Here is a 12,019-nt window from a genome sequence, read left to right on the forward strand (position 1 = left end):
GCACGGTAACCGGCGCGATCAGGCGTCAGCTACCTTCTCTACCGCCCGGGAGAACGCGTCGATAGCCAGCCCGACGTCGGCGGCGGTGACCGACTCCGCCGGGTGATGGCTGACGCCCCCCAGGCAGCGCACAAACAGCATGGCCGATGGCCAGCGCTCGGCGATGGCGATGGCGTCATGCCCTGCGCCGCTCGGCAGCGTCAGTGAACGCCCCTGCACCGCCGTCACCGCCTCGCTCAGAACCGCCTGCAGTTGACTGTCGCAGGCGGTGGCGGCGATACGGTAATACTCCTCGGCGGTGAAGCTCAGCTGGCGGCGCCCGGCAATGGCCTGCGCCTGCGCCAGCAGCTCTTCCAGCAGCGCCGCAAGCGGTGCATCCTGCGGGCCGCGAATATCTAGCGTCAGCTGCACCTCGCCCGGAATCACGTTCACCGCGCCCGGCGCACAGCGCAGGGTGCCGACCGTCGCCACCAGGTTGCCGCCGCGCTGCCGGGTCAGGCTTTCCACCTGCACCATCCATTCCGCCGCCGCGGCGAGCGCGTCCTTACGATGGAGCATCGGCACCGTGCCGGCATGGCCGGCTTCGCCGGTAAAGCGGCAGGTCAGGCGGCGGGCGCCGTTAATCGCCTCCACCACGCCGAGCGCCAGACCCGCCTGCTCCAGGCACGGCCCCTGCTCGATATGCAGTTCGAGATAGGCGGCGATATCCTGCGGGTTGCGGGCGGCATGGGCGATCCGCGCCGGATCGAGTCCGGCATTCACCAGCGCCTGGGCGACGCTCACCCCGTCGGCATCGCACTGTGACAGCCAGCTTTCGGGCCAGGTGCCGGTAACGCCGCGGCTACCCAGCAGGGTGATGCCGAAGCGGGTGCCCTCTTCATCGCCAAAGCCGACGATCTCGATAGCCTTCGCCAGCCGTCGCCCCTGCTGGTGCAGACGCTGGACCACCTCAATCGCCGCCAGCACGCCGAGCATGCCGTCGTAGCGCCCGGCGTTGCGCACGGTGTCGAGATGAGAGCCCAGCAGCACCGCCGGCGCGCCCTCCTGCACGCCTTCATAGCGACCGCAGATATTACCGACGCTGTCCTGCCATACCATCATGCCGGCGGCCTGCATCCACTGGCCCACCAGCTGGTTGGCCTGCAGATGCTCCGGCGACAGATAGACCCGGGTCAGGGCGTCGGCGGTTTCGCTGAGGGCGGCCAGCTGGTCGGCGCGCGCCATCACCCGGCTGGCGGCCGCCTCTCTCTCCGCCTGCTGGCGGACGGTATCACTCATAGGGTGGCCTCGGTGCGGTAGTGATCCCAGGCCGCCTGCATCGCCGCGCCCTGGGTGGTGGTGAACTTGAGGTAGTTCAGGACCGCCTCCAGCGCGCTGAGGGTCTGCATCACACAGTCTTTACGCGCGTTATAGCCCATGGTGCCAATGCGCCAGACTTTACCGTGCAGCGGGCCGAACGAGGTGCCAATCTCAATGCCGAAATCTTCCAGCATCAGCTTACGCACCTGATCGCCGTTGATCCCGTTGGGGATCACCACCCCCAGCACGTTATTCATTTTGTGCCGCAGGTCGCCAAAGGTCTCAAGACCCATCGCCTGGATCCCTTTCAGCAGCGCATCGCCATGTAGCTTGTGGCGGGCGATGCCATTGTCGAGTCCCTCCTGAAGGATCAGGCGCGCGCACTCCCGGGCGGCGAACAGCGCCGAGGTCGCTTCGGTATGGTGGTTCAGGCGCTCCGGCCCCCAGTAATCCATCACCATGCCGAGATCGAAATAGTTGGAGTAGATCATCTCGTCGACGCCATCGTGGTGGGCATCGGTGCGGATCCCCTGCTCAATGCAGCGGCGGCGGCGGATGACCTCTTCCATCCGTGGGCTGAGGGTGATGGGCGAGGTGCCGGAGGGGCCACCAAGGCACTTCTGCATCCCGGCGGACACCCCGTCCAGCTGCCAGGCGTCGGTTTCCAGCGGGTTGCCGCCGAGCGACGCGGTGGCGTCGGTATAGAACAGCACATCGTGGCGACGACAAATCTCTCCCAGCTCCGCCAGCGGCTGCAGCATGGTGGTCGAGGTATCGCCCTGCACGGTGAGCAGCAGGCGCGGGCGCACGCGCTTGATCGCGTCTTCAACCTGGTCCGGGGTAAAGACTTCCCCCCACGGCACCTCGATGGTGTGTACTTCTGCCCGGCAGCGGCGCGCAATCTCGCACAGCAGATGACCAAACCGGCCGAACACCGGCACCAGCACCTTGTCACCCGGCCGGATCGCCGACACCAGAATCGCTTCGATACCGGCGCGGGAGGTGCCGTCCACCAGCATCGTCCAGCGGTTTTCGGTGCGAAATACGCCGCGGTACAGCGCCATCACTTCATTCATGTAGTGGGTCATCGCCGGATCGTACTGACCCACCAGCTGGCTCGCCATGGCGCGCAGCACGCGCGGGTCGGCGTTGATCGGCCCCGGGCCCATCAGCAGGCGCTGTGGCGGGTTAATTTGCGAAAACTGAGTGATATCCATCTGCCATTCCTTACGTTAGTTAAGACCGCGCACCGAGGAGATAAACTGTTTCAGTTCGGTTGTCTGCGGACTGGCGAACAGCGTTTTGCTGTCGCCCTGCTCCCAGACGCGCCCCTGATGCATAAACACCACGCGGTCGCCCACTTCGCGGGCAAAATTCATTTCATGGGTGACGAGGATCAGCGTCATGCCTTCCGCCGCCAGCTGCTCCAGCACCTTCAGCACTTCGCCCACCAGTTCCGGGTCAAGCGCCGAAGTGATTTCGTCACAGAGTAAAACTTTTGGCGACATGGCCAGCGCCCGGGCGATGGCCACGCGCTGCTGCTGGCCGCCGGAGAGGTTGGCCGGATAGTAATCCAGACGATCGCCAAGACCGACCTTCTCCAGCATCCGCTGCGCCAGCTCGCGACATTCGGCCTGGGACTTCTTCAGCACCCGCCGCGGGGCCAGCATGACGTTCTCCAGCGCCGTCATGTGCGGAAAGAGATTGAAGTTCTGAAACACCATGCCGATGGAGCGGCTGATCTCCCGGGCCTGGGAATCGCGGTCGGTGATGGTCATGCCCCCGAGCTTGATGCTCCCCTCCTGGTACCCCTCCAGACCATTGATGCAGCGCAGCAGGGTGCTTTTGCCCGAGCCGCTGCGGCCGATGATCGAGATCACTTCCCCCATGTCGATATCCAGATCGACGCCCTTCAGCACATGGTTGTCGCCGTAGTACTTCTGCATCTGATTAATGGTGATGAGAGGCATTGAATTTGTTCTCCAGATAACGGCTGTAGCGGGACAGCGGATAGCACAGAATGAAATAGCCCAGCGCCACCAGGGCAAACACTTTAAACGGCTGGTAAGTGACGTTGGTCAGCATGGTTCCTGCCTTGGTCAGCTCCACAAAGCCGATAATCGATGCCAGCGCCGTGCCTTTGATCACCTGCACGGCGAACCCCACCGTTGGCGCGATGGCGATGCGCAGCGCCTGCGGCGCCACCACCCGGTACAGGGTCTGGCCGAAGCTCAGCCCGAGACAGCGCGAGGCTTCCCACTGGCCTTTCGGCAGCGCGCGAATGCTGCCGAACCAGATATCCAGCAGAAAGGCGCTGGTATAAAGCGTCAGAGCCACCGACGCCGCGGTCCATGCCGAGACGTCGATGCCGAACAGCGCTACGCCGAAAAATGCCAGAAACAGCTGCATCAGCAGCGGCGTCCCCTGAAACAGTTCGACGTAGCCGCGGATCAGCCGTTTCACCTGCCGTCCGCCAGTCAGGCGCAGCAGCAGCAGCGGTAAGGTCACCAGCGCCCCGCCGGTGAACGCGACCAGCGACAGCAGCACCGTCCAGCGACCGGCCAGCAGCAGGTTGCGGATAATGTCCCAGTCGGTAAAGGTGGTCATCATGCCTGCACCCCCAGCCATTTACGCCCCGCCGCCATCAGCAGCTGGCGCATCGCTATCGATAACGCTAAGTAGATCCCGGTGGTCACCAGATAGACCTCAAAGCTCAAAAACGTCCGCGACTGGATCAGGTTGGCGGCGAAGGTCAGCTCCTCATAGGAGACCTGCGACACCACCGACGAGCCGAGCATCACGATGATGCACTGGCTAACCAGCGCCGGATAAATCCGCTGCAGCGCCGGGGGCAGCACCACGCGAACGAAAGTTTGCGTCCGGCTGAGCCCGAGCACGCGTCCGGCCTCCCACTGGCCTTTCGGCGTCACCTGGATGCCGGCGCGCACGATCTCGGTGCTGTAAGCCCCAAGGTTAACCACCATCGCCAGCAGCGCCGCTTCGCCGGCGGTCATCTTCAGACCCAGGTTCGGTAAACCAAAAACGATAAAAAAGAGCTGCACCACGAACGGCGTGTTACGGATGATTTCCACATATCCGCCCCAGATCCGGCTGAGGACGCCCGGGCGGCCGCTGCGGATCGCCGCCCCGAGGATCCCAATCGCCAGTCCGCCGATCGTCGCCAGCACCGTCAGCTGCACCGTCACCCACAGACCGGCCAGCAGCTCCGGCCAGTGCGGCCAGAGCTCAGAAAAATGAAGTTGCTCCGTCATCCACAGACCTTACGCGCCGAGGCTGGCAGGCAGCGGCGCTTTCAGCCACTTCTCAGACAAACCGTTGAGGGTGCCGTCCTTAATGCCCTGCTCGATCAGGGTATCCACTTTCGCCTTCAGCGCCGGTTCGTTCTTTTTCAGCCCGATAAAGCACGGCGAGTCCTTCAGCATAAAGCTCGGCACCGGCGCTTTGTCAGCGTTCTGCCGGGAGATGGCCGCCACCACCAGGTTACCGGTGGCGACATACTGCACCTGGCCCGACAGATAGGCCGACAGCGTGGTGTTATTGTCCTCGTAGCGCTTAATCTGCGCCGCCTGCGGCGCCACGCTGGTCAGCACCATATCTTCCACCGCCCCACGGGTCACGCCGATGCTTTTACCGCTCAGCGCGGCCGCGTCCTTCAGTTCCGCCCCTTTCGGGCCAAACACCCCGAGGAAGAACGGGGCGTAGGCGCGGCTGAAGTCGATCACTTTCTCGCGCTCGGCGTTCTTGCCGAGGCTGGAGATCACCAGGTCCACCTTATCGGTCTGCAGATACGGCACGCGGTTGGCGCTGGTCACCGGGACCAGCTGCAGCTTGAGCTTCATCGACTTCGCCAGATAGCGCGCCATATCGATGTCATACCCCTGCGGCTGCAGGTCAGTCCCCACCGAGCCGAACGGCGGAAAATCCTGGGGCACGGCAATACGGATGACGCCGCGTTTTTCAATATCCTGGAGCTGGTCAGCCTGCGCGGCAGAAACAGACGAAAGGAGACAAGCGGCCCCGGCCAGTGCGATCAACAGTTTCTTCATGATGTTTACCCGTTACGTTAGCATGAAACAAAAGATTCTTTGAATCTGTTTTTGCAACTAATGTGCCAGATACGGTCGATGCGCGGGTTGGCGAGGAATTTAAGCTAAAAGTGAGAAAGGACAGGCAGTAAGGAGCCGAAGAACAAAAAACAACGGCGCCAGAACGCGGAACAATATGCACCATATTGATGCACAGCACCACGCTGGCGCCCCATCAGCGTTGTTCCAGCTCGTCCAGCTGCTGGTAAAGCGTAGCGATATCGTGGATGCGCGGACGACCGCTATCGAGCGTTTCGTGCAGAAAGGCATTGGCCAGCAGATTGATCAGGCTGTTGACCGAGGCATAGCTGTCGTAAGCCGAGACGCTGTCCAGCGGCGCGCAGAGCTGCCAGCGGGAGAGCGGGAACAGACTGTGGGCCTGCGGCTCGCACATTAACAGGACCGGCACCCCGTCGCGCTGCAGCTGCTGCAGGAGCGGGCGGACGATCCGCGGCCGCCGGCGAAATGCCATCATCACCACCAGATCATCGGCGGTCAGATCGACCAGCTCTTCGCTGAGACTCTGCCCAGGCTGGGGCAGCACCAGCACCTGACCGCGGGCCTGCAGCAGCTGCTGGCGCAGGTGCAGCGCCGCCGGATAGGCATTGCGCATACCAATCACCACAATACGACGCGCGGCCACCATCGCCGTCAGCGCCTCGGCGAACTGGCGCGCGTCAAGGGCGTTGACCCATTGGGTGAGGTTCGCCATCTCCTGCTTATAATGACGCGCCAGCAGCGTGTTACCCTGCACCGCGTCGCGCTGATCAGTCAACGGCATCCCGCTCTGGCGCAGGGTTCGCAGCTCATCGCGCATGTCCTTATATTTGTCATAGCCCAGGCGCTTGAACAGCCGGCTGACGGTGGCTTTCGATACACCGCTCAGCTGCGCCAGCTCGGCGCTGTTGTAGCTTATCAGGTCATCAAAGTGGTCAAAGATGAAATCCGCCACCCGCTGTTCCTGCGGCGACAGCGAGGCGTATTGCCCTTTCAGTCGTTCATCGAGTTGTTGCATAGCGCCCCTGTAACTTTCGTTTCATCGTCCATCCCTCATCATACTGTATCTGCTATGCCTTACACATAGCGTGCCAGCGGGAAAATTCCGGTCATTGTTTTTATCAATGAAACGAAACGTTCAGAGCTGGAACAGCTTTTGCAGTGTTCTGCGGGTGATTCGTTCAGAAAGGATAATTTATGCACAGTAGCAACGTTTCGACCCACGGCATGGCGGTCGCTCCCCACCACCTCGCCAGCCAGAGCGCGCTGGCCATCCTGCGCGAGGGCGGCAGCGCCATTGAAGCGATGGTGGCTGCCGCGGCGGCCATCGCCGTCGTCTATCCCCATATGAATGGCCTGGGTGGGGATGGTTTCTGGCTGATCGTGCCGCCTGAGGGAGACCCCATCGCCATTGACGCCAGCGGGGCCGCCGGGTCGCTGGCGACCCTCGAGGCCTACGCCGGACAGCAGCATATTCCCCACCGGGGACCGCAGGCCGCGCTGACCGTCGCCGGCACCGTTAGCGGCTGGGACGAGGCGCTGCGTATTTCTCGGGACTTAACCGGCCGCGCGCTGCCGGTGGCCCGCCTGCTGGCCGATGCGATCGGCTATGCCGAAGACGGCATTCCGGTCACCGCCTCGCAGGCCCACGCCACCGCCAGCAAACTGGAAGAGCTGCGCCATCAGCCGGGCTTCAGCGAAACCTGGCTGGTCGCGGGCGAGCCCCCCCGGACCGGCAGCCGCTTCCGCCAGCCCGCCCTCGCCGGAACGCTGCGCATGCTGGCCAGCGACGGTCTCGACAGTTTCTATCGCGGGCCGCTGGCCGAACGTCTCGCCCAGGGGATGGCCGCGCTGGGGATGCCCGTCACCCTCGGCGACCTGCAGGCCCACCGCGCCCGGCGTCCGGCGCCGCTGACCCTTCAGCACCAGCAGGGCACGCTGTGGAACCTCGCCCCGCCCACGCAGGGGCTGGTATCGCTGGCGATCCTTGGCATTACCGACCGTCTGAAGATGGCCGATGCCGACGACGCGCAAACGGTGCACCGTATCGTCGAAGCTACCAAGCGGGCGTTTGCCCTGCGCGATGCGCATATCACCGATCCGCGCCATCTGGATGTGGATGTACAGCAGTTGCTCACCCCGGAAGCCCTGCAGCCGCTGGCCGAAAGCATCGACGACGCCAGCGCTTCCCCCTGGGGCGGCGGCAAAGGCCCGGGCGATACCGTCTGGATGGGCGTCGTGGATAACAGCGGACTGGCAGTGTCGTTTATTCAGAGCATCTATCACGAGTTCGGCAGCGGCGTGGTGATCCCGGACACCGGGATCGTCTGGCAAAACCGCGGGGCGGCCTTCAGCCTCGATCCGCAGCATCTCCTGGCGCTGGCCCCTGGCAAACAGCCATTCCACACCCTCAACCCTGCCGCCGCGCGCCTGAACGATGGCCGGGTGATGGTCTATGGCTCGATGGGCGGCGACGGTCAGCCGCAGACCCAGGCCGCGCTGTTTACCCGCTATATCCTGCAGGGGGCGCCGCTGCAGGAGAGCATCTCCCGTCCGCGCTGGCTGCTGGGCCGCACCTGGGGGCAGTCCTCGGATTCACTGAAGCTGGAGGGACGCTTTGCCCCCGCCTGCATCGCGCGTCTGCGCGATCTGGGGCACGAGGTGGAAGTGCTGGCCGATTTCAGCGAAGCGATGGGCCACGCCGGGGCCATTGTCCGCCATCCCAACGGCCTGCTTGAAGGGGCTACCGATCCACGCAGCAACGGCGCCGCCGCCGGATACTAAGGAGCAGACCATGACCACACAGCCTGACTGGAGCGAGTATCTGACGCAGATGACCCACCTGTTACGCATGGAGCTGGAGGCGCCGCGCCGTGAGGAGCTGGAGCGCCAGTTTTCCCGCATCGCCGCCATGGCGCAGCCGCTGATGGACTATCCCCTCGGGCCGCGCGACGACATTGCGGGGGTGTATAAAGCATGACGCTTCACCATTTCACCATCGCCGAGATCCAGCGTGCGCTGCACGATGGCGAACTGAGCGCCCGGGAGATCGCCTGCCAGACGCTGGACGATATCGCCCGCGTGAATCCGAAGATCAACGCCTGGACCGAGGTCACCGCCCAGCGCATGCTGGCGGAGGCCGACAGCATCGACGCCCTGCGCCGGGAAAAGCGCCCCTTGCCGCCGCTGGCAGGCATTCCCTACGCGGTGAAAAATCTGTTTGATGTCGCCGGGTATACCACCCTCGCCGGGGCGGAGCTGCTGAGCGACCGGCCGCCGGCCGCCAGCGACAGCTGGGCGGTGCGCCAGCTGCACAGCGCCGGCGCCCTGCTCAGCGGGATGCTCAATATGGATGCCTACGCCTATGGCTTCACCACCGAAAACAGCCACTATGGCGCGACGCGCAACCCGCACGATCTGTCGCGGATCGCCGGCGGATCCTCCGGCGGTTCGGCCGCAGCGGTGGCCGCCGGGCTGGTCCATTTCAGTCTCGGTAGCGACACCAACGGCTCGATTCGCGTCCCCGCGTCGCTGTGCGGGATCTTTGGCCTGAAACCCACCTTCGGCCGCCTCTCCCGCTCCGGCAGCCATCCGTTTGTCGCCAGTCTGGATCATATTGGTCCCTTTGCCCGCCGGGTGGCCGACCTCGCCGCGGTGTATGACGCCCTGCAGGGGCGCGACCCGGCCGATGACTTTCAGGCCGATAAAGCCAGCGAGCGCACCGGCAACCTGCTGGAGCGCGGACTGGAGGGGCTGCGCTGCGCGCGGCTGGGGGGCTATTTCACCACCTGGTGCGATGATGACGCCAGGGCGGCCGTGGATCGAGTCGCCCACGCGCTGGGCGCCGACAGCGAGCTGCAGTTTGCGGATGCCGCCCTGGCACGCTCGGCGGCCTTTATCATCAGCGCCAGCGAAGGCGGCAATCAATATCTGCCGGATCTTCGCCACTCGCCCGAGCGCTTTGAACCCCACTCCCGCGAGCGGCTGCTGGCCGGGGCGATGATCCCCTCGGCGTGGTATCTGCAGGCCCAGCGCTTCCGCCGTCATGCCCGTCAGGCGATGAAATCCCTGTTCAGTCAGGCCGACGTGCTGATCGCCCCGGCCACCCCATGCAGCGCTACGCCGATTGGCGCCGAGGAGATGGTGATTAACGGCCAGCCGCTGCCGGTGCGCGCCAGCATGGGTATGCTGACCCAGCCGATCTCCTTCCTCGGGCTGCCGGTAGTGACCGTGCCCCTGCGTACCGCCAGCGGCAAGCCGATTGGCCTGCAGCTGATAGCCGCGCCGTTTAACGAACAAGCCTGTCTTCGCGCCGCGCGAGCGCTGGAAGCGATGGGCGTTACCGATGCCCGAGTGGCGGAGAGTGCAGCATGATCAATCTGGACAATGTAGACCGCCCGGCGATCCTCGCCGAGGTGACGGCGGCGTTTTATCAGTATGAAGAGGCGCTGGTCAGCAATAACATCGAGGCGCTGGACGCGTTGTTCTGGCACGATCCGCGCACCGTGCGGCTGGGGGCCGGCGAAAATCTGTATGGCATTGAGGCGATCCGCGCCTTTCGCGCCGCCCGCCCCGCCGCCGGTCTGGCCCGCGACCTGCGCCATACCACCATCACCACCTTTGGCGCGGACATGGCGGTATGCAGCACCGAGTTTACCCGCGAAGGCAGCGCGCGCCTTGGGCGTCAGCAGCAAACGTGGGTGCGCTTTCCCTACGGCTGGCGGATTGTCGCCGCCCAGGTCAGTCTGATGGACTGAGAGGCATACACTGACGCGGGCCGGGGGAATGTGGCTATCCACCGGCCCGCACCCGCCCGGTATCAATACGTGAGGAGACGATGGTCATGGTGTTAATCAGGGCTGCTGAATCAAAAGATATCCCCGCGCTGAAAACGCTATTTCTGCAGCTGGGCTATCAGACGGAGACGGCGATCTTAGCGCAACGCATCACTGAACCCCAAAGTATGATGCATACGCTGGTGGCTGAAGCAGAAAACACCGTGTGTGGCGTGGTCGTTATCAATTTTATCTTACCGGTACATGAAAACCGATTGTGGGCATTAATTTCCGCGCTGGTGATAGAGGAATCGTCACGGGGTTCAGGGATAGGCCAGCAGCTTCTCCATGCCGCAGAGCGCCTCGCCCGCGATAAACAATGCGCTCATATTGAGCTTTCAAGCAGTGAAAAAAGAATCAGAGCGCATCAATTTTATGAAAATAACGGCTACAAGGAAGTCCGCAAACGCTTCGTTAAACGTTTGTCTTAGCCGCCAGGAAGTCTTTAAACGGAGCGATTGCGGCGCATGAACAGCAATATGTTCGTTAATATTGCGGTAATGCAGCCCGGGCGCCTTCCGGATATAACAAAAGCACCTGAGGCAGGTGCTTTTTGTCCGGATAATATCAGTTACACTTTGCCAAGCAGGATATTTAACATGCGGCGTAAAGGTTCCGCCGCGCCCCATAATAGCTGATCGCCAACCGTTAACACCGAATAGACGGGTTCATTATTTAGCGACATTTTCTTGTAGCGGCCAATTCCTACCTGCAACGAACCACTAATAGCAGCCGGGGTCAATTTACTGACACTCTCTTGCTTATTATTGGGGATATAGTTTACCCACGGATGGGAATGGGTGACTAACTCAGCAAATTCCGCTTCGCTGACCTCACGTTTCAGTTTAAGGGTAATGGCAGCGCTGTGGCAGCGGATTACGCCGACCCGAATACATAAGCCATTGACCGGAATGGTGCCGGGCGCAAGGCCAAGAATTTTATTGGTTTCCGCCTCGCCCTTCCATTCTTCGCGGCTGTTTCCATCGCCTAAATCGCTGTCGATCCAGGGAATGATGCTGCCCATCAGCGGGACGCCAAAATTCTCCACCGGCATGCCGGCGCTATTAATCAACTCACTCACTTTATTGACTAAAGGCAGCACGGAACCTGATACCGTCAGTTCATCCGCAGACAAGTGCTGACTGATATACGCGCTTTGCGCGATGAATTCCCGCACCTGTTTGGCGCCCGCCCCGGAGGCAGACTGATAGGTCATTACGCTCATCCATTCGATCAGACCCGCTTTTATCAACCCGGCCAGCCCCATCAGGCTCAGTGTGATGGAGCAGTTGCCGCCGACAAACAGTTTCATTCCTGCTTTTACCGCGCGATCGATATTATCGCGGTTGACCGGGTCGAGAATAATGCAGACGTTGTCATCCATCCGCAGCGCCGAAGCGGCGTCAATCCAGTACCCTTGCCAGCCAGAGTTAATTAACGCAGGATAGATGGCTTTTGTATAATCGCCGCCCTGACAGGTTATAATAATATCCATTTCGGCGAGGGCGCTAAGGGAATTCGCATCTTTCAGTTTGTCGCTTTTACCATTAATAACCGGGCCAGCGGCACCCGCACTGGAGGTACTAAAAAAATGCGCTGAAATATCGTCGAAATCATTTTCTTCGATCATGCGCTGCAACAATACTGAGCCAACCATGCCCCGCCAGCCAACAATACCCACCTGCTTCATTTATTTAACCTTAAAAAGTTATGAGAATGTTAATTTGAGTGTCGCCATACCTTATATCGTATCCCCCAATAAAGGTCATTACCCAGCACATC

The 12,019-nt window shown here is 62.2% G+C and carries 13 protein-coding genes; 5 read left to right on the forward strand and 8 right to left on the reverse strand.

The annotated features are described in order from the left end of the window. Nucleotides 1-18 precede the first annotated feature (18 nt). The 7 genes from hpxK to hpxU all read right to left on the reverse strand — a co-directional run bounded on the left by hpxK (nt 19) and on the right by hpxU (nt 6,420). The gene (hpxK, locus tag MKS11_RS05065; protein WP_004205837.1) at nt 19-1,278 is read right to left on the reverse strand and encodes an allantoate amidohydrolase; all 1,260 of its coding nucleotides are present in this window, start codon (nt 1,276-1,278) and stop codon (nt 19-21) included. Beyond that, nucleotides 1,275-2,516: an alanine--glyoxylate aminotransferase family protein gene (locus MKS11_RS05070; protein WP_284109429.1), complete on the reverse strand. Its 1,242-nt coding sequence runs from the start codon at nt 2,514-2,516 to the stop codon at nt 1,275-1,277. Before MKS11_RS05070 ends, hpxK begins: the two co-directional genes overlap by 4 nt. A 15-nt stretch (nt 2,517-2,531) precedes the next feature. Continuing rightward, nucleotides 2,532-3,269, reverse strand: a complete 738-nt coding sequence (locus tag MKS11_RS05075; RefSeq protein ID WP_002905293.1) for an amino acid ABC transporter ATP-binding protein — start codon at nt 3,267-3,269, stop codon at nt 2,532-2,534. Next, nucleotides 3,250-3,906: an amino acid ABC transporter permease gene (locus MKS11_RS05080; protein ID WP_002905295.1), complete on the reverse strand. Its 657-nt coding sequence runs from the start codon at nt 3,904-3,906 to the stop codon at nt 3,250-3,252. The genes MKS11_RS05075 and MKS11_RS05080 overlap by 20 nt, the downstream gene beginning before the upstream one ends. After that, the gene (locus tag MKS11_RS05085; RefSeq protein WP_002905296.1) at nt 3,906-4,571 is read right to left on the reverse strand and encodes an amino acid ABC transporter permease; all 666 of its coding nucleotides are present in this window, start codon (nt 4,569-4,571) and stop codon (nt 3,906-3,908) included. The genes MKS11_RS05080 and MKS11_RS05085 overlap by 1 nt, the downstream gene beginning before the upstream one ends. A gap of 9 nt (nt 4,572-4,580) precedes the next feature. Further along, nucleotides 4,581-5,366, reverse strand: coding sequence for a transporter substrate-binding domain-containing protein (locus MKS11_RS05090; protein ID WP_004143665.1), 786 nt, complete (start codon nt 5,364-5,366; stop codon nt 4,581-4,583). 214 nt (nt 5,367-5,580) lie between these two features. Then, nucleotides 5,581-6,420, reverse strand: coding sequence for a MurR/RpiR family transcriptional regulator HpxU (gene hpxU / locus MKS11_RS05095; protein WP_004176115.1), 840 nt, complete (start codon nt 6,418-6,420; stop codon nt 5,581-5,583). 179 nt (nt 6,421-6,599) lie between these two features. Between hpxU and hpxW the strand changes: the two genes are divergently transcribed. From hpxW to MKS11_RS05120, 5 genes are all read left to right on the forward strand, one after another. Then, entirely contained in the window at nt 6,600-8,186 is a 1,587-nt protein-coding gene (hpxW, locus tag MKS11_RS05100) for an oxamate amidohydrolase (protein WP_064189641.1), read from the forward strand. 10 nt (nt 8,187-8,196) lie between these two features. Then, entirely contained in the window at nt 8,197-8,382 is a 186-nt protein-coding gene (gene hpxX / locus MKS11_RS05105; protein ID WP_043519591.1) for an oxalurate catabolism protein HpxX, read from the forward strand. Then, the gene (locus tag MKS11_RS05110; RefSeq protein ID WP_087771757.1) at nt 8,379-9,776 is read left to right on the forward strand and encodes an AtzE family amidohydrolase; all 1,398 of its coding nucleotides are present in this window, start codon (nt 8,379-8,381) and stop codon (nt 9,774-9,776) included. The genes hpxX and MKS11_RS05110 overlap by 4 nt, the downstream gene beginning before the upstream one ends. Further along, a complete protein-coding gene (gene hpxZ, locus MKS11_RS05115; RefSeq protein ID WP_002905421.1) occupies nt 9,773-10,159 on the forward strand; it encodes an oxalurate catabolism protein HpxZ in 387 nt (128 codons plus the stop codon). Before MKS11_RS05110 ends, hpxZ begins: the two co-directional genes overlap by 4 nt. Before the next feature lie 86 nt (nt 10,160-10,245). Then, on the forward strand, nt 10,246-10,668 hold the full coding sequence (locus MKS11_RS05120) for a GNAT family N-acetyltransferase (protein ID WP_023318294.1): 423 nt from the start codon (nt 10,246-10,248) through the stop codon (nt 10,666-10,668). A gap of 140 nt (nt 10,669-10,808) precedes the next feature. Here the strand turns inward: MKS11_RS05120 and asd are convergent, their stop codons facing one another. Then, nucleotides 10,809-11,927: an aspartate-semialdehyde dehydrogenase gene (gene asd / locus MKS11_RS05125; protein ID WP_101865661.1), complete on the reverse strand. Its 1,119-nt coding sequence runs from the start codon at nt 11,925-11,927 to the stop codon at nt 10,809-10,811. Nucleotides 11,928-12,019: the final 92 nt, after the last annotated feature.

Source organism: Klebsiella sp. K5-45 (genome assembly GCF_030128605.1).
GTDB classification, from domain to species: domain Bacteria; phylum Pseudomonadota; class Gammaproteobacteria; order Enterobacterales; family Enterobacteriaceae; genus Klebsiella; species Klebsiella quasipneumoniae.

Coding starts and splice junctions, on each gene's coding strand:
- hpxK (WP_004205837.1), bottom strand. CDS start 1,278: ATGAGTGATACCGTCCGCCAGCAGGCGGAGAGAGAGGCGGCCGCCAGC.
- MKS11_RS05070 (WP_284109429.1), bottom strand. CDS start 2,516: ATGGATATCACTCAGTTTTCGCAAATTAACCCGCCACAGCGCCTGCTG.
- MKS11_RS05075 (WP_002905293.1), bottom strand. CDS start 3,269: ATGCCTCTCATCACCATTAATCAGATGCAGAAGTACTACGGCGACAAC.
- MKS11_RS05080 (WP_002905295.1), bottom strand. CDS start 3,906: ATGACCACCTTTACCGACTGGGACATTATCCGCAACCTGCTGCTGGCC.
- MKS11_RS05085 (WP_002905296.1), bottom strand. CDS start 4,571: ATGACGGAGCAACTTCATTTTTCTGAGCTCTGGCCGCACTGGCCGGAG.
- MKS11_RS05090 (WP_004143665.1), bottom strand. CDS start 5,366: ATGAAGAAACTGTTGATCGCACTGGCCGGGGCCGCTTGTCTCCTTTCG.
- hpxU (WP_004176115.1), bottom strand. CDS start 6,420: ATGCAACAACTCGATGAACGACTGAAAGGGCAATACGCCTCGCTGTCG.
- hpxW (WP_064189641.1), top strand. CDS start 6,600: ATGCACAGTAGCAACGTTTCGACCCACGGCATGGCGGTCGCTCCCCAC.
- hpxX (WP_043519591.1), top strand. CDS start 8,197: ATGACCACACAGCCTGACTGGAGCGAGTATCTGACGCAGATGACCCAC.
- MKS11_RS05110 (WP_087771757.1), top strand. CDS start 8,379: ATGACGCTTCACCATTTCACCATCGCCGAGATCCAGCGTGCGCTGCAC.
- hpxZ (WP_002905421.1), top strand. CDS start 9,773: ATGATCAATCTGGACAATGTAGACCGCCCGGCGATCCTCGCCGAGGTG.
- MKS11_RS05120 (WP_023318294.1), top strand. CDS start 10,246: ATGGTGTTAATCAGGGCTGCTGAATCAAAAGATATCCCCGCGCTGAAA.
- asd (WP_101865661.1), bottom strand. CDS start 11,927: ATGAAGCAGGTGGGTATTGTTGGCTGGCGGGGCATGGTTGGCTCAGTA.